Source organism: Pontiella desulfatans, assembly GCF_900890425.1.
GTDB lineage: Bacteria > Verrucomicrobiota > Kiritimatiellia > Kiritimatiellales > Pontiellaceae > Pontiella > Pontiella desulfatans.
The window spans coordinates 402,143-424,842 of the sequence record NZ_CAAHFG010000005.1 but is presented as its reverse complement, the minus strand read 5'-3'; the positions used below and the strand labels follow the sequence as shown (position 1 = coordinate 424,842).

Sequence of the window (22,700 nt, the reverse complement as noted above, 5' to 3'; positions counted from 1 at the left end):
TTGTTCCTTTTAAAAAGGGTACGTCCTTGGAACTAGTTGTGTTCAATCAGCATCTTGAGGTACGCATCGAGGCCCTCGGGTGTATCGCACTGTCCTTCCTTTATCAACCCCTTCTTAATTCCCATCTTGATGAACTTTCTTTGCGTTACGAAGCGCATAACCCGTTCAAAGTTATCCTCTGAGACAAATCCGTTGGCCCAGGTCATTCTATGCAATTCGCGTAGCGGCTTGAGAAATACATAGCCCCTGGCCATATCCGAGAATACCACGGTGTCCTGATGCGCGAAGTAGTAACTCTTTCGGTCGCGCAAGTGAGCGAAAGGGGAACCATACACATCAAACCCAAGGGCCCGGTTTTCGTTGTGCGCAAACACCTTGTTAAGCAATCCGCCCAGAGTCTGACGGGATTTCGTGCCAGCCGAGTTGAGTTGGGTCATATGCAAAACAACCTGAAAGATCTTCTCCCCGTAAGATTCATGGAGGATGTAACCGAATCTCGCCCATTCTCGAACCACCTGGCCATCCCTAATTACAGGCTGTCGGTAATGGGTGAAGGAGTGGTTCGCGCCGATCTGAACGAGCGCCTTGCCGCCTTTTTCTATCACTTCGCGGGCCAGCGTGTCGGCCATGAACTCGTCGCGATTCTCGAGGGCTTCCGTATTGGCGGCAAGTTCAGGAGGGTTCTGCCCTCGTACATACAACGAAATGTCCGCATCAACGTCCAGGCCGATGACCTTGAACGGCTCTGCCCCGCTCGGAAGCGCCCGGTTGACCTGCCAGATGGCCTTGAGAATATCCATGTACTCCTGGAAGGCCCAAGTGGGTTGAACGCAATCGCGAAAGAGGTTCATCACGAGCTCCTCGTCATATGTTTCGCCCGTCACCAGCTGATTGGCCAAGTGCGTATTCTTGTGCTTCAAGACCTCCATCGCAAAATATCGGACGCCGGCTTGATGATAGATAGGATCCATAAGGTCGGCATAGAACTCACAGACCTCTCGGATCTCATGGCTCTCACCGACGATGACCACATCATGGTGTTTGAACTTCTCGACCACATATTGGATCGGCGGTTTTCCAGATTCCCTCAGATGCGCCGCATAAGGCTCCAGATCCGGATCCTTCAGATCATTCACATCGATGGGCCCCGGCTTCAGATTGTCTTCTGCCGCGCTCGCGCTGCCGTTGTTCGATTCGGCGGCATGGGCCGTTCCACTGCCGACATTCTCTGGACCTGCCCATACGTCTACACGGCCCCAGCAGGCCATTGCGACGATAACCATAAACCCCGATTCAAATCTCTTCATTTGATTTCTCTTGTGTATTCCTTCGCCGCATACCCTCGCAGGAGTTTGTTACCGCTATGTTACGCATTTGTTCCTTTAAAGGTTGACCTGTCCATTCCGCATTGCCCGGTTCACATCGTGATGGTCCGACACCGTCGGCTCGCAGGCTATTTCATAGAATTCGCGATCGCGCCCAAACATTCGCGGTGTGATGTAGCCCTCTATCCACTGACAGGATTCAATCTTCCGAACTGGAGCCACCACGATATAGCCGCAAATGGAATTCGTCAGGGGTTGAACCACCCCGGATTTAGGCGTGTATGAAGCAAGAGGTGAGCTGGCGACATCAAAGGCCAGTTGATTCTTGCCGAGATCTTTCAGGCTGGATTCAACGGGTTTTCTGATTTTGGGAAACGTACCTGAGTTATGCAGCAGAATGACGCCAACCTGATCCCCATACCGGCCGTGCAGCATGGCCCCCATCCGGAACGTGCGCTTCACCTTGCCGGCGATCCGACCTTGATCCTGGATACATTTCCACGCATGACTTGCACCCACCCAGACCAGCGTTCTTTTCCCCTGATCAAAAGCCTGCCGTTCAACCTGCCGGGCATAAATAGAATCGTGCATGATCATTTCAGGAAAATCCTTCAGCGCCCGGAACACCCGCCACGGTTGGCCCTCCCTCAGCCCCTCCGTCATCAGGCGGAATGGAATGAGGTCAACCGACGGAAAGATACCAATCACCTTCAACGGTTCCGCCCCTGCCGGAAGCGATTGATTCAGCCGCCAGACACTCTCCAGCACATCCCAATGTTCTTTGAATCCCCACGATCTCCAGGGCACGTTGCGGGCGATCTCAAGCATCAGGTCACGGTCATAAGTGTCCGCCGTCACCAACCGGTCAAGCTTGGCATCCTGCGACCTCTGACAGCATTCCAGCGCAATCACCCGGACGCCGGCCTTGTGATACAGATCGGAAATCGAATCATTGAGAAGGTCGAGGGCCTGTTTCTTGCCGTGGTACTCCCCGACCACCGTCACCTGATGACGGCTCGCAAAATCAATCAAATACGGAATGGGCTCTTGCGCATGTTCTGCAAGCCAGCCCGACAGGTCTCCGGTCGGCACATCGTCCACAACGGGATTTTCGGATGGTCTTGCCGATGCCGCCTGCGCATCCCGAATAAAGGCCCGATGATTCCAAATCATGTTGATCCGAGGAACCGTATAAACAGAAACCAACAGGATCAAAACGCTCACGGCCCACCGTCGGCGTCTTGCCTGATTCAGAATACATTCAACCCGGGTGCCGCTTAGGCAGTCATGCCAGGCTCGTTTGCGTCGTGTAAACCCGATCCAGAAAAAGCCCAGCAGGAAGGGAACGATCGAAACCAGCTTCCCGACCCATTCGCGCAAAACAATACGCCAGAATCCCGCCGTCTCTCCTTCGCGAGAAACCACCCGGAGTCCGCATGCGGACTTTCCGAGGGTTTGCCCCCGCCAACCGGTCAGCGCCACCCAATAAATCAGTGCGAAAACAAAAAATGACAGCTCCACGGGAAGAAATACGCCGCCTTGTCGGGCAACCCAAATCAGATTCATCACCACGGCCCACACCGCAAGGCAGTCGATCCAAAACGCAACAAACCGAATCCAAAACCCGGCAAACTCTCCTTGATCACTCGATATCATATCATCCTCCTGTTTCTTTCTTCGCCGCAGAACCTCGCAGGAACCTGTTACTTTTGTGTTACGTTCATTTCCTTATTGTATGTAGTTCCGCCTTCAGGCGGCTCTGGGGAATGGCCTAAAGGCGGAACTACGAACATCCTTGCTTCACCCTTTCCACAAACGCCGCCGGATCATCAGGCGTAACCACGGTGGTTCGTTTTGAAAAGCGCAATACGACCGCACGATTGAGGTCATTGACGAATACGCGGTAGTTGCCCAACTTCTTATTGCGATAGAGGCCGGTGAACGAGAAAAGACCCCCGTTTCCGCAGAGCCGGATCGAACCCTTCATGGCGTGCGGATCGACTTCCAATGATTGGAAATCAGCCCGACGAACAGAACCACCACCCCTCCGCTCATGCCCATCAACAACCGCCCCCAGGGAGCACTGAATTCATACCGAACATTCTTCATCTTCCCAACTCCTCTTCCTTCTACTGATCCTTCGTTTTAATGGTACGGAATTGCCGGATTGTTCCCCGTATAGTTATCCATAGTGCCGCGCATATAGTCTCTTGATTTACTCCCTCAATTGAATACCGGCTCTTCGGCCATCTCTCTCCCAATGACTCCAAAACATGACCTGATATTGTTACCATCATGTTACGTGGGGTTCGTCATTTTTCCAGCCTTTGGAAGCGGGGGCAATTATGATGGATCATGTGGATGAGGCACGATGGAAGAAATAAATTTCTCCGTCGCGCTGTTCTTCTTTCAGCTGGCCGGCCCCCGTCATCTGCCGGAGCATTTTGAACATCCTGTCTTCGGGCAGGCTGAACTCTTTGGCCAGTTGGCTGCAGCTCGCGGGGTGACGCTTGATCAGCCCCAGCAAGGCATCCTCGCTGACTTCCAATGCCTGGAAACCCTGCTTCCTGAACGAGGCCGTTACCGAGGCTTTGGGACCGAACAGTTCGGCCAGCACATGAAGGTGTTCCTCCGTTGCTGCCTTTACACCAGAGTCGGCGGGCGGGCGCACGGCGGTATTAATATCAATCCGGTCGGGGTTGATCGAATGGACCACCTCGACCATCTTCCGAGCATTGGAAACCTGCGAATTGACGCCTTCAACAATAAACACCTCCACCGAAAGCTCGCCGGTATATTCCTTACGAAAGGCTTGCTCGCCCTTCAGCAGCAGATCGAACGTCACGCCCTGTGCCGGTCGGTGCATTTGCTGGAAACTGGTTTCGTCCCACGCGCTGAGCGTCACTTTCACCTTATCGGCCAGCGCTGCATTTTCGCGCACTTCAGGAACGTGCAACATCGTTCCGTTGGTCAGCAACACCGAAGGAATTTCGGTGTGCTCTTTCACCCAGCGAAACACATCGCCAAAATGACTGTGCAGCGTCGGCTCGCCGGAACCGGCCAGCGTAATGTGGTCGGCCTGCCCGTCGGCTTCCAACCATTGGAAGAGTTCGGCGAGCACATCAGGCATCGGCACATAGTCGCCGCGCTCGTTCACGGCACACGGGGTTTCGCCGAGTTGGCAAAAGGTGCAGTCCAGCGTACAGGTCTTGAACGGAATCAGATCCACACCCAGCGACCGCCCCAGACGGCGCGACGGCACGGGGCCAAACAAATATTGATAGGGTTTCGACATGCCCGCAACCTGCCCGTTTTCAGCAGAACATTCAACCACGCGGTACGGATCAGTCGAGAAAATCGCCCTTCAGAGCAAACAGGCGCTTTTGCGTGGGCAGAAACAAAACACCGTCCTGTGCCAGCGGCGTGATGGCTGGCGACTTCAGTCTCGATCGTTTCACCACCTGCTTTTCCTTGCCCGCCTTAAGAATCCATAACACATTTTTTTCAGTGCCGATGTACACGTTCCCGCCGGCCACCACCGGCGATGCGCACCACACTCCGGCGTCGAGATCATGCTGCCAGAACAGCTCTCCACTCTCAGCACTCAGGCAGCTGAGCTTTCCCGAATAATCGCTGATGTAAACCAGCCCATCCACAACCGCCGGTTGCGCGGTGGTACGATCCACCGCCGCGGACTCCCAGACTTTTTTTCCGGTCGCAATGTCGATGCACGTCAGCATGCCTTGCCCGGGGCCATGATTCGGGCTTTGCCCGATGGGCACATACACACGCCCATCAACCACCGTCGGGATTGAAATAATTTCGCTGGGGCCATCCGGCGTTCTCTTGCTGTGGCGGGAACAGGCCTTCGGCACGCCGTTCAGCATGCGGTAGTCTTCGGGGCAACAGTCATACTGCCAAAGCTTTTTTAACGTCCGGGGCTGATCGGTCGTTTTCGAAATCGCCTCGAAAGCATACAAAATCCCATCTCCGCCGCCGAAGAGAACGACGGGCTTGCCGTCGATGGTTGCGGCCACCGGCGACGACCAGTTGCAATGGAAGGTTCGCTTGCTGATGCCCTCGTCTTCAACCGCCACCAGCTGCCCCGTATGTTTATCCAGCACAATCAGCGCCGGAGCCTCTGGATTCACGATATAGGAATGCCTATTGTCCTGACCGTTTGAGGTGCACGCATACAAATAGTCGCCGACCAGCAAGGGAGAGCTGCCGCAAACATCGTGCGGAACCACCTTGTTTTGGAAGACCATGTTGTATTCCCAGATAATATCTCCATCGGTGGATTGAAGAGCATAGTCGGCAGCAGCTTCCATATAGCGGGCCTCACCAAGAAACGGCCCGTTGTTGCCATCGGCTTGCCCCTTCCGATCCAGACACAATACATCGCCGCGCGGTCCCACTATATACAGATATTTCTCATTCATCGCCGGACGAGAACAAACGCCGCATTTCCAGCGGTTATAATGCGAAGGCGCAATGTCGCCCTCTTCATACCGCGGAATAATCATTTGCCAATTCAGGGTACCGTTATTCGGATCCAGACATTTTAAGAGCCCGCCGCCGGATGAGCTCAGCGCGGAATGATCCAGATAGTGATCATTCACCCCAACGAACAATTGCCCAGCATCCAACACCGGAGTGGTATATTGATGCGAAGCCAGCTTCAGCTCCCACAAAAGATTCGACGGGCTGAACCCATCCGGCAGCGCGGATGGTTCGCCAACAGCGAATGCCAATGAACACCAAAGGATCGAGAGAACAATCGCAGCCTGCTGCTTAAACGTGTGTGTTAGATATACCATGGGAAGCCCTTTTCATATTGATCCGATTTGCGCCGACTCAAGAACGCATCCATTTAGCTCCATCTATAACGAGCAACCTGCTGTAAAACAATGTGTATTTTGTTTTCAGCACCATTTCTTTCAAATTAATTTCCCTTGGTTCTTGAAGCAAACAAGCGCCATACTCCACCGCATGAAAAAGCAAATCCTCTTTTTTATTCTACTGGCCGCGTCCAGTGCTTTCGGTCAAAGCGCCGAAAGCCTTTACCAGCAACACTGCTCGCACTGCCACGGGGTCAAATTCCAGGGCGGCAATGCTCAGAGCCTCGTCGATGGCATTTGGCAGTTCGGCGACAGCGCCGGACACATTTCCCGCAACATTAAGTTCGGCATCACCCATCTCGGCATGCCAGCCTATGAAAAATCGCTGACCGACCCACAGATCAAGAGCTTGGTCAACTATCTCTTCGAAGCCGAAAAACAAGCAGGGGCCGCCACGCCGCCCAGCCCGACATCCCTCCAGACGCAGGACTACGACATCGACGTAGAGATCTGGGCCGAGGGGCTGGACATCCCATGGAACCTCGCCTTTCTCGACGATAAGCTCGCGCTGATCACCGAACGTCCCGGTCGGTTGCGTATTATGCGGAACGGGACGCTGAATCCCAAACCGGTCGAAGGCTCTCCATCCGTCGTTGCCGAAGGCCAGGGCGGCCTGCTCGCCGTCGCGTTCGATCCCGACTACCGGGAAAAGGGCAACCAGTGGATCTACCTGGCCTTCAGCCATGGGCTCGAAAAGAAGGCCGTCTTCAACCGCTGGAAATCCAAACCCGACCGGCTGGAATATTAAACCACGAAGACTCCAAGAACGCTAAGCCCACCAGCAACATGCCTCTTTGAGCACTTCGTCCTTTGTGGTTAAAATTCTCTCACTTCACCGTTCACGGCTATTTATCCTTGGTCTTGAACACCAGCTGGTACGGGACGGCCGGGCGGTTGCCGGTGTCACGGAACGAGTTGTACTGGGCGCGGTTGAACCACATCACGTAGGTCTTGCCCGGCTTCAGGATGACCGGGAAAACAAACGTGCGCCCATCGCGGTAGAACAGATCCTTCCGCCGTTTCGGATAGTGCTCGGAAGAGATTTGGCAGACCGACCACATCTTTTCCGTCATCATGTCCTTGCTGAAGGTCACCGTGATTTCCTTCAGGTCGGGATCGACCTCCGTGTCGCCGCAGGCCGGCACCGTTTTCACCACCGACGGCGGCATGTTCCCCACCGTGATTTCGTTCCCGGCCCCATAGGCGAGCGCAACGCCCAGCGATGCCGCCAAGGTAATGGCATGTGTCTTCTTCATGGTTTGGTCCTCCTACTATGGTTGAATCCGCTTCAGAATGAACTCCGTGACCTCGTCCGGATGGCTCATGGAAAGGGCATGGCCCGCTCCGGGCACCACGACGTCCGGGCGGGTGTTGCGCACCGGCAGAACCACATCGGCCGAACCGTGGATTTGGTGGATCGGCGTGTCCCCCGTGTCCGGCGCACCGCTCCAACCCAGCACGGCACGGCAGGCCCAGCGCAGGAACGCCGCATCGGAATCCGCCAGCTGCTTCATGAGCTCGGCATGATGCGCCTGCGAATCCCGCCCCGTCGAAAGCAGCGCGGCCTTGCCCAGCAGCGCCGCCACCTCGAATGGAACCGCACCCGCAACACCCGGAATTCCATTCAACACCTTGAATCCACGGGGCAGCTCTTCCGGCACGCGCACACTCCCCACCAAAAAACAGCCTGCCACATGCAAATGGCGAACCATTTCCAGCGCAACAAAACCGCCGAACGAGGCTCCGCCGATATGGCACGGCATGCCGGGATCAATCCGCTTGGCAAAACGTCCGGCATAATCCCGCAGGGACTCGCCCGGTTGCGGTTCAATCCACTTGGGGACGCTCATTTGGGGAATCGCTTCCAACTGCTTTTTAAACACGCGCGCATCGGCGCCCATTCCCGAAAGCATGATGACGGGGGATTTGCCCATGCTATGCCCGGTGGAAATAGCAGGTTTCCAACCCGCTCTTGTCCTCGCGCAACTGCCCCGTGGCCACTAGGCTTTTCAGCGTCTTGTACATTTTGTCGGAGGGCAGGTTGAACTCGTCCGCCAGCTGCTTGCAGGTGGCCGGGTGGCGCTTGATGAGTCCGAGCAAGGCCTCCTGGCTGATTTCGATCGACTCGAATCCCTGCCTCTTGAACGTCGCGGCCACGGAGGCATTGGGCCCGAACAGCTCGGCGAGGGCATGCAGATGCTCTTCCCTGGCGGCCTTGACCGAGGGATCCGCCGGGGGGCGCACTGCGGTGTTGATATCGACCCGGTCGGGATGGATCGACTTCACCACCTCGGCGATTTTCCGGACATCGAACACATGCGAATTGACGCCTTCGATGATGAAGACCTCGACCGAAAGTTCGCCGGAAAATTCCGAGCGGAACGCCTGCTCGCCCTTCACCAGCAATTCGAACGACACGCCCTGGGCCGGACGGTGAATCTGCTGGAAGCTGGCCTCGTCCCAGGCACTGAGCGTCACCTTCACCTTGTTGGCCAGCACCGCATCGGCACGCACATTGGCATTATGCATCAGTGTTCCGTTGGTGAGCAGCACGGATGGGATTTCGGTGTTTTCCTTCACCCATCGGAACACATCGCCAAAATGGGTGTGCAAGGTAGGCTCGCCGGAACCGGCCAGCGTAATATGGTCGGCCTGGCCATCGTTTTTCCACCACCGGTCAAGCTCGGCAAGCACGTCCTGCATCGGGACATAGTCGCCGCGCTCGCTCACCGGGCAGGTGGTTTCGCCCAGCTGGCAATAGGCGCAATCCATCGTGCAGGTCTTGAACGGAATCAGATCCACTCCCAGTGAACGCCCCAGCCGCCGCGAAGGCACCGGGCCAAAAAGATAATCATATGGCTTTGTCATGCGCGAAAGACTGTCCATTTTCCGTTGGCGGTGCAAGCAAACAACGTTCATAGTCCTCGGCATGAAAGCAAAGATCATCCTTCCCATATTGCTTACGGTTTCATCCGCATTAGGCCAAAGCGCGGACAACCTCTACCAGGAACATTGCTCACACTGCCACGGGGCAAAATTCCAAGGGGGCAATGCCCAAAGCCTCATCGATGGCATTTGGCAGTTCGGCGACAGCGCCGGACACATTTCCCGCAACATTAAGTTCGGCATCACCCATCTCGGCATGCCAGCCTATGAAAAATCGCTGACCGACCCACAGATCAAGAGCTTGGTCAACTATCTCTTCGAAGCCGAAAAACAAGCAGGGGCCGCCACGCCGCCCAGCCCGACATCCCTCCAGACGCAGGACTACGACATCGATGTAGAGATCTGGGCCGAGGGGCTGGACATCCCATGGAACCTCGCCTTTCTCGACGATAAGCTCGCGCTGATCACCGAACGTCCCGGTCGGTTGCGTATTATGCGGAACGGGACGCTGAATCCCAAACCGGTCGAAGGCTCTCCATCCGTCGTTGCCGAAGGCCAGGGCGGCCTGCTCGCCGTCGCGTTCGATCCCGACTACCGGGAAAAGGGCAACCAGTGGATCTACCTGGCCTTCAGCCATGGGCTCGAAAAGAAGGCCGGCGAAAAACGCGCACCCGCCATGACCAAGGTCGTCCGCGGCCGCATCCGGAACAACCGGTGGATCGATGAACAAACGCTCTTTGAAGCCCGTCACGAAGAATACCGCACCACCCGCGTCCACTTCGGCACCCGCATTGTTTTCGATGCCGGGAACAACCTCTATTTTTCCATCGGCGACCGCGGCACCGGCGACGACGCGCAGGATCTTTCCAAGCCCAATGGCAAGATGCACCGCATCCGCCGCGACGGCTCAATCCCAAACGATAATCCTTTCGTACAGACGGAAGGCGCCCTGCCCTCCATCTTTTCCTACGGCCATCGTAATCCGCAAGGCATCTCCGTCCATCCAACCACCGGCCAAATCTGGGCGGCCGAGCATGGGCCGCTGGGCGGCGACGAACTCAACCTCGTCGAGGCGGGAAAGAACTATGGATGGCCCGTCATCACCTATGGCAAGAACTACAACGGCACCACCATCACCGAGGTCGTCCGCAAGGAAGGCATGGAGCAACCCGCCTGGTATTGGAAACCCTCCACCGCCGTCTGCGGCATCGGGTTCTATTCCGGAAACCTCTTCCCCAAATGGAACAACAAGCTGCTGGTCGGCGCCCTGAAATACGAGGATGTGCGCGTGCTCGATATCGAAAAGGACCGCGTCATGCACGAAGAGATGATCCTCAAGAATGCCGGCCGCGTCCGCGATGTCGCCTGCGGCCCCGACGGCGCCCTCTACATCGTGCTGAACTCGCCCGACACCATCCTGCGCCTAACACCCAAGGAACAATAAGGCGGTCTCACTTTTGGACGGGCATGGAATTGGTTTTGTTGCCGAAGGCATCGAAGCCAGTTTCCAGGTCGAATGTTCCATTACGATCGCTATCCACCAGCTCCCTGACCGGAATGCCGTGCTTGAGAAAAACCCGCTTGTTCACCACCTCGGCCCCATTCGGCCGCCAGTTTTCCTGCGCGGCAACTCCGAATAGATACTTCCATTCCACATCCGGCACCCCGTTGAAATCCGTATCGGTTTTCGTGAGGTCAATGGCGCCATCCACAAACGTATGCCACTCGTCCCATTTGCCATCAAAGTTATTATCGGCATGCCCCCCTGTACAGTAGCCATCTTTGCCGTAGAACCACACTTGGTCGGTAACTCCGTCCCCGTTGCGGTCAATCTCTGCTTCCCGTACGAAATATTTGTCCTTCACATACACCCAGGAGCCGATAGATCCGACCACAATACCAACCACGAGCATGGCCGTCAGATCAATCTTCGAGAGTCGCCGCCGGGGCTTTTCCAATGCAACCGCCTCAGCTTCTTCATTCGGGATCAGGGCGAGGATTTCCCGGGCCCGTTGCAGATCCGCGGCAGGCACCAGAACCTCGATGCCCCGCTCCGATGTGATGAATGGGCGCATCCCGCCGCAATCGTCCTTCTGGAGAACGGCATCGATGCCGCCCGCCTGCAGCTCCATCACGACCATTTGCGCATCCAGTTCCTGAACAAACGATGTCAGCACCACCTGGTTATCCATACCCATTCACAATCTCCGCCGGCACCATCCTGCGCCTTATCCCAAATAAATGGGAATCGTTCAACTACTGGCCATGATGGTCGGAACGATCACCGCAACCATCACGGCGGCCTGGCAGGCTTCAATCACTTCCTTCGTGGCCTTGCCGATCAGCTCGCCATTGACAATCCGTTCAATCCGCTTCTTTTGGGATCGTATTTCCTTCCGCCCCAGGTTTTCGCTTAGCAGGTTGTTGCTGTGGGCCAGGGAGATCAAGACGACCGTGCGTGGATCAAGCCGGTCTCCTTCGCAAAAGATCGCCGATCGCAACCGTTCGACGATCTTCATTTCCGGCTCGGGATTAAGCTCGGGATAGGTCTTGCGCGTGAAGATAAACAGCACGGAGCCCTCCTCGGCGCGGAGAATGCCGCGGTCGCAGAGCTGTTGCGCCACCTTGTGCCTGAGGCCTTTGATGCCGGCCAGCCGGGAAACCCAGGTATTCAAGGAGGCGCGCCTCTTTGCAGCCCCCATTCGCTCCAGGCACTCATCGATAACCGGATCGCCAACCGGATCCGCGGTCTTGAGATCGACCAGCTTTTTCTTCGTGTCGCCAACGGAGATTCGGCCATCGAGCAGCAGCTCGGCCAACACGGCGCCCGCGACGGCATACTCCACGAAGCCGGCGGCAACCGTGCCCTTGTCGTTGCGCAGGGCCAGCAGCATTATTTCTTCATACAAGAATAGACATTTCGAGCGTTCCATTGGTGTCCCCTATCGTTTTACACGGTACGCGGACAGCATAGCCCAATGCAGTCAACGTTTCCAAATGGTTTCGCCGTTCTTGCGCACTTCGCGGATGCGGTGGAAGGGGATCGTGACGATTTCGCCGTCGATGTTGACCGTGAATGAAAAGTGGTTGCCCTTTTCCAGCGACAGCCGATCCAGGGAAAGGAACCCGACCGCATCCTCGACCCGGTCGTAGATCCCAACCGAGAACTCGCCTTGGCCAAACTCTGCATCCCAATGGATCCGGCTCAAAAGCTGGTGGATCGTTTCCATGAAAGGAATTTAGCCGCAAAAGAGCGCAGAGAACACATAGAAAACCAACCGCTTTCACAGTCGGACTCTTTGCGTTCCTAGCGTCTTTGCGTTGAAGGCGCTGATTTAGCCGTTCATTTGCTCGACGATGCCGGCGACGGCCTGGATGGCTTCGCCAACCTTGGAGCCGTCCTTGCCGCCGGCCTGGGCCTTGTCGGGCTTACCACCGCCGCCGCCGTTGCAGATTTTCGCGATCTGGCCAATCAGCTTGCCGGCATGGATGCCCTTCGCCACGAGGTCGTCCGAAATACTGGCGGCCAGGCAGGCCTTGCCATCGTTGCAGCTGCCGACCACGATGACCGCGCTCCCGATCTTCTGGCGGAGGCCATCGAGCACCTGGCGCAAGGCATCCATCGACATCTCGCCGAGGTCGGACGCGAGCACTTGCACATCGCCGGCCTTCTCAACCTTGTCGACGAGTCCGTCGATGTTGGAAACCGCCGCCTTGGTCTGCATTTCCTTGAGTTGCTTTTCGGCGGCCTTGGCCTGGTCGGCCATGGTTTTGATGCGCTCGGGCAGATCGGCGGGTTTCACGCTGAGGTTCTTGCTGAGGCCGACCAGCAGGTCGTGCTCCTCGGCGGCCCATTCGAAGGCGGCCAAACCAGTGACGGCTTCGATGCGGCGGATGCCGGCCGCCACGGAGGATTCGGAAACGATGCGGAACTGGCCAATCTGGCCGGTGGTGGAAACGTGGACTCCGCCGCAGAGTTCCTTGCTGAAGTCGCCGATGCCCACAACGCGGACGGTTTCGCCATACTTGTCGTCGAAGACGGCCTGGATATCGTCGGCCTTCTGCACGTCGGCGAGCGACATTTCGGCGGTGGCCACTTCGGTGTTCTTTAGAATCTGCTTGTTCACCAACCGTTCGATTTCGCGCAGCTGTTCGGGCTTCACGGCTTCGAAATAATTGAAGTCGAACCGGAGATAGTCGGAAGCCACCATGGAACCGGCCTGCTTGACGGAGGAATCGACCACCTCGCGCAGGGCGGCGTTGAGCAGGTGGGTGGAGGTGTGGTTGCGGCGGATCTTGTCGCGCCGGCCGCGGCACACGTTGGCGGTGACGGCGGCGCCTTTCTTGAGTTCGCCGGAAACGGGTTCCCCGGTGTGCAGGATGACGCCGTCGGCCGTTTTCTGCGTATCGGTTACCCGGAACTCCACGCCGTCGGCCTTGAGCGTTCCATGGTCGCCCTGCTGTCCGCCGGACTCGGGATAGAACGGGGTTTGCTTCAGGATGACCGTGGTGCCGTCGATCACGTCGAGCACTTCGGTTTCGAGCTGGGTGGTTTCATAGCCCGCGAAGGGCGTTGCATCGGCATCGAAGCCGCCATCTTCCGCGAGCACGACGGATTTTTTGGAGGCGTGGTCGGCGCGGGCCTTTTCGCGCTGCGCGTTCATCAGGCGCTCGAAGCCATCCTCATCGATCCGCATGCCCTGCTCCCGGGCCATCAGCTCGGTCAGGTCGTACGGGAAGCCATAGGTGTCGTAGAGCTTGAAAACATCCGCACCATCAATCGTTTTCGATTTGGTGCTGCCCAGAATGGCATCGAACACGTCCATGCCTTTATCCAGCGTGCGGTTGAAGGATTCCTCCTCGGCCTTGAGCGTCTTGCTGACGCGGGCGTGGTTCTTGACGAGCTCCGGGAAGGCCCCGCCGAAGGATTCCACCACGGTGTCCGCGAGCTTGAAAAAGAAGGGTTGGGTGAAACCGAGCGTCCGGCCATAGCGGACGGCGCGGCGCAGGATGCGGCGCAGCACATAGCCCCGCCCTTCGTTCGACGGGATGATGCCGTCGGCGATGGAGAACGAGAGGCAGCGGATGTGGTCGGCGATTACACGGAACGCGACATCGATGGCTTCCTGTTCGGTCTGCTTGGCCGGGTCGGCGGGCAGCGTGCTGGTGTATTGCTTCCCGCTCATTTCCGCGAGCGCGTTGAAGATCGGGGTGAAGACATCGGTTTCGTAGTTGGAGATGACGCCCGAGAAGTCGGTGAAATTCTGGGTGCATTGGATGATCGAGCAGGCGCGCTCGAAGCCCATGCCGGTATCGACATGCTGGGCGGGAAGCGGCGCGAAGGAGCCATCGACGTTCGCATTGAACTGCATGAACACAAGGTTCCAGATCTCGATGCAGTCGGCGCTGTCGGCATTCACCATGCCGGCGCCGCAGTCGCCGTTGGGCGTCAGGTCGACGTGCAGCTCGGAGCACGGGCCGCAGGGGCCGGTGTCGCCCATCATCCAGAAATTATCCTTGCGGTTGCCGGGAACGACGCGCTCGGCGGGCAGGTGGCGCAGCCAGAGTTCCTTGGCTTCGAGGTCGGCCTCCGAGATGTCGTCGCCACCGAAGTAGGTTGCATAGACGCGCTCCGCCGGGAAACCCCACACCTGGGTAATGAGTTCCCAGGACCAGTCGATGGCCTCCTTCTTGAAATAGTCGCCGAACGACCAGTTGCCGAGCATTTCGAAAAAGGTGTGGTGGTAGGTGTCGAGACCGACATCGTCGAGGTCGTTGTGCTTGCCGCCGGCGCGGATGCACTTCTGGGTGTCGGCGGCGCGGCCGGGCGTGTAGGGGCAGTTGGCCTGGCCAAGGAAGATCGGTACGAACTGGTTCATGCCGGCGTTGGTGAAAAGCAGGTTCGGGGCGTCGGGAAGCAGACTGCCCGATTTGACAATGGTGTGCTGCTTCGATTCAAAAAAATCGAAAAACGATTGGCGGATTTCATTGGATGTCATTTCGTCTTACCTACTTTCCTTAAAGGGAGGGTTTGTAGTTCCGCCTTCAGGCGGCCTCGCAAGCTTAGCCAAACCTCCGGGTTCCGCCTAAAGGCGGGACTACAAGCTTTTTAAACAAGCGGGGTTTATACTGATTGCCCCTGGCTTATGCAAGACGTGCGATGCAGTGAAAGAAAACCGAACATCATACTTATGCAAGTATGAGATCGGTCAACCTGCGTGCACTTCCGCATTGATGTGTACCAGGTGCGGGATATCCCGCAGCAAGGCCTTCACTTCCGCCGGCGTGCGGGGGCGGGCGCTGCCCACCGCCAGAATAACCGCCAAATGGCCGGGGGCGATGGCCCAGACGTGGAGGTCGGTTACGTGCAATTCCGGGTCGGCTTCGACCGCAGCGCGAATGGCCTCGCGGATTTCCGGACCGATGCTGCCATCGAGCAGGATGCCCGAGGTTTGCCCGAGCAGCCCGAATGCCCAGCGGGCGATGACGAGCGAGCCGACCACCCCCATGACCGGATCGAGAATCGTCCAACCGAACATCCGCCCGAAAACGAGGGCGATGATGGCGGCGACCGACGTCATGGCATCGGCCAGCACATGGAAATAGGCGGCCTTGAGGTTGTGGTCTTCCCGATGGTGGTGGTGCTCGTGGTCATGCCCGTGATGGTGGTGGTGCTCGCCTTTGAGCAAAAAGGCGGACACGAGGTTGACCACCAGGCCAATCACGGCCACCCAGATGGCTTCGGTAAAGCGGATTTCGCGCGGTTCGATCATACGGTGGATGGACTCGACCGCCATAAGCAACGCCACCACCCCCAGGGCGACCGCGCTGGCGAATCCACCCAGCACACCGACCTTGCCGGTGCCAAAGCTGAAGCGCGGGTTCTTGGCATGCCTGCGGGCATAGCGGTAGGCAAAGATGGTGATGCCGAAGGCCGCGGCATGCGTACCCATGTGCCAACCGTCGGCGGTGAGGGCCATGGAGTTGAAAACGAATCCGGCAACAATCTCCACCGCCATGGTGACGATGGTGAGGAACAGCACCATGTAGACCCGCCGCTCGCCGTGCTCCTGGCCGTGAAGGAAATCGTGTTCGTGCAATGGGCAATGCCTCATGGTCAAACCACCTCGGAAAGATGGAAGTCGCGCAGCAGGCGGATCCCCTTGGCACCGAGTTCAAGCACGGCCGGGCCGGCATCGTCCTTGTGGGCGCTGAGCGTATAGTATGAGGTTCCGTCGATCTGCAGCAGGTCATCCTCGTGGTTATGGCCCTGGAAGACCGCCCTCACCTTTCCGGAGAGCGAAATCATCTCCCGCACCTCGGCATGGTTGCGGACGGCGTGGGTGCATGCCTTGTCGATGCGCTGGTGGCTGATGACCACCACCGGGAGCAGGGAGGCCGCCAGACGGCCCCGCAGCCAGTCGAGCTGTTCCTCGGGGACGGCCGCCGTCTCCCACTCAAAATTCCCGCAGTCGTATTCCGTGCCATCCGGCCGGAAATTGCCATCGATGCAGATGAAACCGTACCCGCCCAGTTCGAAATGGAACCGCGACCGGTCGCCGGCCCGGCCCAGGGCATTGTAGAACTGCGGTTTCGAAAGGTAATCGAGATCATGGTTGCCATGCATGAACCAGATCTGCCCGCTGAAGGCATCGCACAGCGCCGACACCTCGCGCAACAGGCGCTTGGTATTCTGCTCACTTGTGCCATTCACCAGATCGCCCATCACCACCATGGCATCGATATTCCCGGCGTTGAGTGTGGCAACGGATTCATAGAGCCGGTTCATCGCCTTGGCACCGCCATCGTAGTGGAGGTCGGTCAGTAATCCGATGCGGGTTGGTTTCGCAGTTTGCATGCCGTTAAATTAAGTCGATTTGGCCCGATGCGCAAAGGCAATTATGCATTGGACTTTACCGCCCGGGAATAGCATGTTGTACGGCAAATGAACGATGCCATTCCCATCCTCGCCGGCACCGCCGCCCTGATCGGCCTCGGCCACACCCTGGCCGGCCCCGACCACTATCTTCCCTTCATCGTGATGGGCAAGGCGCGGAACTGGTCGATGGGCAAGACCCTGTGGATCACCTTCCTGTGCGGCATTGGGCATGTGATCGGCTCCATCGTGCTGGGCCTGCTAGGTGCAATGCTGGGCGTGGCGCTCGGCAAGCTGGAACTGTTCGAGGCGTGGCGCGGCAACCTGGCGGCGCAACTGCTGATCATCTTCGGGTTCACCTACTGCATCTGGGGCGTCCACCGCGCCATCAAGAAAAAGCCCCACACCCACGCACATGCCCATACAGACGAGGTATTGCACACGCACAAGCATTCGCACCTGAAAGACCACGCCCATCCCCACGAAATGAAAACCCGCAGCATCACCCCCTGGGTGCTGTTCACCATTTTTGTCCTCGGCCCCTGCGAACCGCTCATTCCGCTAATCATGTATCCCGCGGCGGAACACAGCTTCGGCGGCATGCTGCTGGTGGCCGGCATCTTCGCCCTCACCACGATCGGCACCATGTTAACCGTGGTGCTGGTTTCCGCATGGGGCATCCAGTTCGTCAAAATCGGCTCGCTCGAGCGCTTCAGCCACGCCCTCGCCGGGGCCGCCGTCTGCCTCTCCGGACTAGCGATCCAGTTCCTGGGGCTGTGAGGTTACGGCTTGGGGAGCAACAACGGGACAAGCACTTGAGGCTGTTAGGAGGTTCCGGCCACCAGCCCCGAACCAGGCCGAACGGTTGAGGCATCAAGAACAATTCTTAGTTGCCACTTGCCGTCCGTAAGCCGTTTGGGTTCCACCGAACCTTCGGCGTTTTCCAGCTTTGCGGACAAAACCTCGAACGGCTTTGCGCTACGCAGCATGACAAGGCGCTCGGGCACCACCTGGATGGCCGGCTTGACGTTGCCCAAAACCGGAATGTTTATGGCTCCGGTTGAAAATTTGAGTTGGATGCGGCCATTCAGCTTGCCTGGCTTCAGCGCATCCGTGGCTTTGAGTTTGATCGTCCAATTGCGTCGTGGCGTGGATATCCGATCCGCGTCCGCCAGCTCGCCCACGATCCCCTGAATGGTTGACCGCACAGATTCAAGAACCACGTTTTCTTTCAACAGGTTGGTTGCCGTAAGCACTTGGTAGATTGCATTACCGGATTGCAACAGGTCTTGATCCTCGACACAACCACCGGCTCGTCGCCCGTATTCTTCAGGATGAATTCATGGGGGATCTTCTCCTGGCCAATCACCGTCCCGAAATCATACTTCGGAGACTCGCAACCCAGCTTCGGCCTAGCCAACGAGGGGATGGCCACAAAAAGGTTCAAGAAACACAAAGACAAAAGCTTTTGGTCAGGATGATGGAATGACAGGATCATTTTTTAACCGCAAAAGAACGCACAGAACGCATAGGCATCTCCCCATCCTGCCCAAGCAGCGCCAGCACCGGATTGGTAAGCTGTGGGGCGGCGGACATTCCTGTCTGCCCATCCCCGCCATGGGCAGGCAAGAAAGCCTGCTCCACATTGGGAGAAACCGGTTCCTCCCGGTCTGCCGCCCGGTCGGAATCGGTCGTTGAGGACAACGACCCTCCACCAGAAGAGGAACACCCCGGAAAAAAAGGGTCAGAAAAAAAGGTCAGGGGCCAAAGGGTCAGGCCGCCTAGCCAAAGGGTCAGGCCGCCTAAATCGTCATTTTAACTTTCAACTCCCATAACGACCCCTCTTTGGGTTCCTCCCCCCCCCCGGACATAACTTGAATTCGAGGGGTCCAAAAAGGGGTCGGCCGATGAATTTTAGAATCCGTTCCTTCTCCTACGCCCGGACGCCCTCTGCTTCATCGTAAAACTTCATCGCCCGGCTGACCGTCGTGAGATGACCCATCTCCACCTTGGCACTTATACCATCTTCATTTTGGAATCGTCCTAATCGTAGAAGCGGTGCCCCCACCGCTTGCCACTGCACTGTAATCGACGAGGGTGTCGCTTCTACGCCCCCAAAAGCAAGTTTCTCCCACAAGCAAACTGAAGATGGCATTGCGCCTACCCCATATATTGCTTGCGATATTCCTTGGGAGAGACGCCCATGACCTTGCGGAAGTTGCGGGTGAAGTGGGAGTGGTCGTAGAAGCCGCAGTCGAGTGCGATGGCGGCGATGGTGTCGTTGGTGGTGGTGAGCCGCAGGCTGGCGGCGCGGATGCGCACGTTCATGATGTGCTTGAGGGGTGAAATCTGGAAGACCTTGCGGAAGCGCCGTTCGAACTGGCTGATGGAGAGGTGCACCAGCGCGGCCAGTTCCTTGATCTCGATCGCCTGGGGATAGTTGTCGCGCACGAATTCGAGCACGGCGCGCATTTCGGTGTAGGGCCGCAGGGCGAGGCCGGCGCGGGTGATGTCGCGCGCGGTTCCGGCGAGGCCGATGATGTCGCCTTCGTTGGAGTAGACCGGCACCTTGCAGGTGATGAACCAGTTGATGGAGTTGCCGGGGTCCGGAGCCAGCTCGACGCGGTCGATGATGCTTTCGCCGGTCGACATCACGTGGTTGTCGTCGTTGACATAGGTTTCGGCGCGGCCGAGCGGGAAGAAGTCGAAATCGGTTTTGCCGATGATCTCGTCCTCCGTGGAGGCGCCGCACTGTTTCACGAACGTATCGTTCGCCATCACAAAGCGTCCGTCGCGATCCTTCACGAAATAGTAGACGTCCGGCAGGTGGTTGAAGAGCAGTTGCATCTGCTCCGGGCTATGCATCCTTGCCAGAAAGTCCTTCTTAAATCCAACCTTGTCCATGTGGCTCCCATTTGTGCCGAAAATATACAAGAATAGGCTAGGCATCTACAAGACCTCTCTTTATGCTTTCGGGTACTTTGTCCGACACTTGAGTGGTGTGGGTGGATGAAACATCGGGCAGGGACATAGGGAAAGAATCATTGTTCCGATCATCCAAATCCCGCACAGGAGAAAAACAACCAGGAGGATGAGAACATGTCCGACAACGACAATACCGTACACGCCCACCGCATGTGGCTCTTTATAGCCAGCTGCATTTCATTGCTAACCACCTCGATGATTTTTGCCATTCGAGGCGACATTTCAGCGGCCCTGAGTGCCGACTTCCATCTGAATGCAGAACTGATGGGTAAAATGTGGTCGCCCGCCTTTCTCGGCTTCACCTTCTCGATCTTTATCTGCGGATTTGCCGTTGATGCGCTCGGGATGAAGGTCATGCATGTGCTCTCAGCCGTCGGATTCCTGGTTGGGCTTGGCTGCATTATCGCCGCTCCAATGCCTGAATTGGCCGAGGGAGAGATCGTCTCGGGCATCTTCGCAACTCCAGGAACCAGTATGCTATTTATCGGATTCCTGATCATGGGCATTGCCCAGGGCATTGTGGAAGGTGTCATCAATCCGCTGGCGGCGACGATTTATCCGGACAAGAAAGGCCAGATGCTCAACGTACTGCATGCCTGGTGGCCGGGCGGTATGATTATCGGCGGATTGCTCGCCCTCGCACTGACCAAAGGCGGTGCCAGCTGGCAGGCTAAAATGGGCATGATCGCCATTCCGACCGTCATTTATCTGGTGATGTGCCTGATGCGCAAATATCCGCAGACCGAACGCGTTGCGGCAAAAGTTTCCACGGCCGACATGGTCAAGGGCACCTTCAAACCGCTCTTTATCCTGCTCTTCCTTCTCATGTGGCTCACCGCTGCCGTTGAGCTTGGCCCCGACCAATGGTTCCCGGCGCTGATGAAAGAGCTGACCGGCATGGAAGGCATCATCTTCCTCTGCTACACCGCCGGCCTCGTGTTTGTGATCCGCTTCTTCGGTGGCGGCCTCGTTCACAAGTTTTCCCCGCTGATCGTTCTGATTGTCTGTTCCGTGCTGACCTTCATTGGCCTCTTCTGGCTGGGCACACTGAAAACCGGCGCTTCAGCGGCAGTGGCCTTCACTGCGGCAACCATCTTCGGAATCGGCAAGAGTTTCTTCTGGCCGACCATGCTCGGCATTGTTGCCGAACGCTTCCCGAAAGGCGGCGCACTGGCCATGAACCTGATGGGCGGAGCCGGCATGGCTTCCATCGCCTTCGTTCTGCCGATCATGGGTGGGCAGCTTGATACCGCCGGTGCCGGCGCGGCACTGAAAATGGTGTCCTACTTGGCGATCGCGCTGATCGTGGTCTTCACCGCGTTGCATATCGGCTTCCAGATGAAGGGCGGCTACAAGGCCGTCCACGTTTCGGACGAAGAGTAAGGGCAATGGAATGATGCATTACTGGATGCGAGGATTGCTGAAAACAGCGCCCCATCCAGCCATCCAATGATCCACGAATCCAGCAATCTAAATTCAAGGAGTTAAACAATGGACAGAAAACTACGCATGGGAATGGTCGGTGGCGGCCCGGGCGCCTTCATCGGCGACGTACACCGCAAAGCGGCCCGCATGGACGGGCAGATCGAAATCGTGGCCGGCGCCTTCGATATCGACCCCAAGAAGTCGAAGCAGATGGGCAAGGAACTGGCCATCGACCCGAAGCGCGTCTATGGCGATGTTGCGGCGATGATCGAGGGCGAGCTGGCCCTTTCGGAAGAAGAGCGCATCGACTTTGTCTCGGTCTGCACGCCGAACCACACCCACTTCCCGATCGCCAAGGCATTCCTCGAAGCGGGCTTCAACGTCATGTGCGAAAAACCGATGACCCTCTCGGTCGATGAGGCGGAGCAGCTCAAGGTGGTTGCGCAGAAGTCGAAGAAGGTGTTCGGCCTGATGCACAACTATACCGCCTACCCGATGGTCAAGCTGGCCAAGGACATGGTGAAGCAGGGCGACATCGGCAAGATCCGCAAAGTGATCGTGCAGTATCCGCAGGGCTGGCTGGCGCGCGCCACCGAAAAAGAAGGTTCCCAACAGGCCGCCTGGCGTACCGATCCCAAAAAATCGGGCATTGCCGGCTGCATGGGCGACATCGGCACCCACGCCGCCAACCTGGCCGAATACATCACGGGCCTGGCGATCAAGGAAATCGCCGCCGACCTGACGACCTTTGTCAAGGGCCGCCGCCTCGACGACGACGGCAACTGCCTGCTTCGGCTGAGCAAGGGGGCCAAGGGCCTGCTGCACGCCAGCCAGGTTTCGATCGGCCAGGAAAACAACCTCGCCATCTGGATTCATGGCGAAGACGGTTCGCTGGAATGGCACCAGGAGCATCCGAACTGGCTCTACGTCGACAAGCTCGGCGAACCGACCCAGATCTGGAAGCGCGGCAACGACTACATCGGCGCCAAATCCGAAGCCGCCGGCCGGGCCACGCGCCTGCCGTTCGGCCACCCGGAAGCCTTCCTCGAAGCCTTCGCCAACAACTACTGCAACTTTGCCGACACCATTCGCGCCAAAGCGGCAAAGCGCAAGCCGACCGACCTCGAGAAGGACTTCCCGGGCATTAAGGAAGGCGTTCTCGGCATGAAATTCATCGAAGCCGTCGTTGCTAGCTCCAACAACAACGCGGCGTGGACTAAATTATAACGTACTTCGTACTGCGTATTACGTATTGCTGAAGGAACTCCCGCCGAGACGGGCATTTGCAATACGTAGTACGTA

23 protein-coding genes are annotated in these 22,700 nt (G+C 57.5%); 5 read left to right on the top strand and 18 right to left on the bottom strand.

The window, feature by feature from the left end; all coding sequences use genetic code 11:
- Positions 1-32 precede the first annotated feature (32 nt).
- From E9954_RS32060 to E9954_RS32040, 6 genes are all read right to left on the bottom strand, one after another.
- Positions 33-1,307, bottom strand: a complete 1,275-nt coding sequence (locus E9954_RS32060; RefSeq protein WP_136083383.1) for a hypothetical protein — start codon at positions 1,305-1,307, stop codon at positions 33-35.
- A 75-nt stretch (positions 1,308-1,382) separates the two neighbouring features.
- Complete coding sequence (locus tag E9954_RS32055) at positions 1,383-2,981, bottom strand: RDD family protein (protein ID WP_136083382.1); 1,599 nt, start codon at positions 2,979-2,981, stop codon at positions 1,383-1,385.
- Positions 2,982-3,108: 127 nt separating this feature from the next.
- Positions 3,109-3,312 (bottom strand): PH domain-containing protein, encoded by a 204-nt coding sequence (locus tag E9954_RS33230; RefSeq protein ID WP_222847395.1) that lies wholly within the window; start codon positions 3,310-3,312, stop codon positions 3,109-3,111.
- The gene (locus tag E9954_RS33575) at positions 3,309-3,434 is read right to left on the bottom strand and encodes a hypothetical protein (protein ID WP_281281283.1); all 126 of its coding nucleotides are present in this window, start codon (positions 3,432-3,434) and stop codon (positions 3,309-3,311) included. Before E9954_RS33575 ends, E9954_RS33230 begins: the two co-directional genes overlap by 4 nt.
- A gap of 244 nt (positions 3,435-3,678) precedes the next feature.
- A complete protein-coding gene (locus tag E9954_RS32045) occupies positions 3,679-4,620 on the bottom strand; it encodes a radical SAM protein (protein WP_136083381.1) in 942 nt (313 codons plus the stop codon).
- Between the two features lie 49 nt (positions 4,621-4,669).
- On the bottom strand, positions 4,670-6,145 hold the full coding sequence (locus tag E9954_RS32040) for a PQQ-binding-like beta-propeller repeat protein (protein ID WP_136083380.1): 1,476 nt from the start codon (positions 6,143-6,145) through the stop codon (positions 4,670-4,672).
- Between the two features lie 172 nt (positions 6,146-6,317).
- On the opposite strand from E9954_RS32040, the gene E9954_RS32035 reads away from it, so the two are divergent.
- On the top strand, positions 6,318-6,974 hold the full coding sequence (locus E9954_RS32035; RefSeq protein WP_168442751.1) for a c-type cytochrome: 657 nt from the start codon (positions 6,318-6,320) through the stop codon (positions 6,972-6,974).
- A gap of 97 nt (positions 6,975-7,071) precedes the next feature.
- On the opposite strand, the gene E9954_RS32030 is transcribed toward E9954_RS32035, so the two are convergent.
- From E9954_RS32030 to E9954_RS32020, 3 genes are read right to left on the bottom strand one after another with little or no spacing between them, the layout of a single operon-like run.
- Positions 7,072-7,482 carry an Ig-like domain-containing protein gene (locus tag E9954_RS32030; RefSeq protein ID WP_136083378.1) on the bottom strand — a complete coding sequence of 137 codons (411 nt, stop codon included), beginning with the start codon at positions 7,480-7,482 and terminating at the stop codon, positions 7,072-7,074.
- Between the two features lie 15 nt (positions 7,483-7,497).
- Positions 7,498-8,160 carry an alpha/beta fold hydrolase gene (locus E9954_RS32025; protein WP_136083377.1) on the bottom strand — a complete coding sequence of 221 codons (663 nt, stop codon included), beginning with the start codon at positions 8,158-8,160 and terminating at the stop codon, positions 7,498-7,500.
- Between the two features lies 1 nt (position 8,161).
- Positions 8,162-9,094: a radical SAM protein gene (locus E9954_RS32020; protein ID WP_168442750.1), complete on the bottom strand. Its 933-nt coding sequence runs from the start codon at positions 9,092-9,094 to the stop codon at positions 8,162-8,164.
- Between the two features lie 61 nt (positions 9,095-9,155).
- Between E9954_RS32020 and E9954_RS32015 the strand changes: the two genes are divergently transcribed.
- Positions 9,156-10,556, top strand: coding sequence for a PQQ-dependent sugar dehydrogenase (locus tag E9954_RS32015; protein ID WP_168442749.1), 1,401 nt, complete (start codon positions 9,156-9,158; stop codon positions 10,554-10,556).
- Positions 10,557-10,563: 7 nt separating this feature from the next.
- Here the strand turns inward: E9954_RS32015 and E9954_RS32010 are convergent, their stop codons facing one another.
- The 6 genes from E9954_RS32010 to E9954_RS31985 all read right to left on the bottom strand — a co-directional run bounded on the left by E9954_RS32010 (position 10,564) and on the right by E9954_RS31985 (position 16,970).
- Positions 10,564-11,310: a DUF2007 domain-containing protein gene (locus E9954_RS32010; RefSeq protein ID WP_136083374.1), complete on the bottom strand. Its 747-nt coding sequence runs from the start codon at positions 11,308-11,310 to the stop codon at positions 10,564-10,566.
- A 54-nt stretch (positions 11,311-11,364) separates the two neighbouring features.
- Positions 11,365-12,045: a GOLPH3/VPS74 family protein gene (locus tag E9954_RS32005; protein ID WP_136083373.1), complete on the bottom strand. Its 681-nt coding sequence runs from the start codon at positions 12,043-12,045 to the stop codon at positions 11,365-11,367.
- Between the two features lie 51 nt (positions 12,046-12,096).
- Entirely contained in the window at positions 12,097-12,342 is a 246-nt protein-coding gene (locus E9954_RS32000) for a DUF504 domain-containing protein (protein ID WP_136083372.1), read from the bottom strand.
- 105 nt (positions 12,343-12,447) lie between these two features.
- The gene (gene alaS / locus E9954_RS31995) at positions 12,448-15,111 is read right to left on the bottom strand and encodes an alanine--tRNA ligase (protein WP_136083371.1); all 2,664 of its coding nucleotides are present in this window, start codon (positions 15,109-15,111) and stop codon (positions 12,448-12,450) included.
- Between the two features lie 210 nt (positions 15,112-15,321).
- Positions 15,322-16,227: a CDF family Co(II)/Ni(II) efflux transporter DmeF gene (gene dmeF, locus E9954_RS31990; protein ID WP_136083370.1), complete on the bottom strand. Its 906-nt coding sequence runs from the start codon at positions 16,225-16,227 to the stop codon at positions 15,322-15,324.
- A gap of 2 nt (positions 16,228-16,229) precedes the next feature.
- Positions 16,230-16,970 (bottom strand): metallophosphoesterase family protein, encoded by a 741-nt coding sequence (locus E9954_RS31985; RefSeq protein ID WP_136083369.1) that lies wholly within the window; start codon positions 16,968-16,970, stop codon positions 16,230-16,232.
- Between the two features lie 87 nt (positions 16,971-17,057).
- On the opposite strand from E9954_RS31985, the gene E9954_RS31980 reads away from it, so the two are divergent.
- Entirely contained in the window at positions 17,058-17,768 is a 711-nt protein-coding gene (locus E9954_RS31980) for a hypothetical protein (RefSeq protein WP_136083368.1), read from the top strand.
- 44 nt (positions 17,769-17,812) lie between these two features.
- Here the strand turns inward: E9954_RS31980 and E9954_RS31975 are convergent, their stop codons facing one another.
- The 3 genes from E9954_RS31975 to E9954_RS31965 form a co-directional block, all read right to left on the bottom strand.
- Positions 17,813-18,271 carry a hypothetical protein gene (locus tag E9954_RS31975; RefSeq protein ID WP_168442702.1) on the bottom strand — a complete coding sequence of 153 codons (459 nt, stop codon included), beginning with the start codon at positions 18,269-18,271 and terminating at the stop codon, positions 17,813-17,815.
- Positions 18,220-18,486, bottom strand: a complete 267-nt coding sequence (locus E9954_RS34015; RefSeq protein WP_136083366.1) for a DUF1573 domain-containing protein — start codon at positions 18,484-18,486, stop codon at positions 18,220-18,222. The genes E9954_RS31975 and E9954_RS34015 overlap by 52 nt, the downstream gene beginning before the upstream one ends.
- A 662-nt stretch (positions 18,487-19,148) precedes the next feature.
- Complete coding sequence (locus E9954_RS31965) at positions 19,149-19,892, bottom strand: AraC family transcriptional regulator (protein ID WP_168442748.1); 744 nt, start codon at positions 19,890-19,892, stop codon at positions 19,149-19,151.
- A gap of 195 nt (positions 19,893-20,087) precedes the next feature.
- Between E9954_RS31965 and E9954_RS31960 the strand changes: the two genes are divergently transcribed.
- Positions 20,088-21,356, top strand: a complete 1,269-nt coding sequence (locus E9954_RS31960) for an MFS transporter (RefSeq protein ID WP_136083364.1) — start codon at positions 20,088-20,090, stop codon at positions 21,354-21,356.
- A gap of 108 nt (positions 21,357-21,464) precedes the next feature.
- Positions 21,465-22,625, top strand: a complete 1,161-nt coding sequence (locus tag E9954_RS31955) for a Gfo/Idh/MocA family protein (protein ID WP_136083363.1) — start codon at positions 21,465-21,467, stop codon at positions 22,623-22,625.
- Positions 22,626-22,700: the final 75 nt, after the last annotated feature.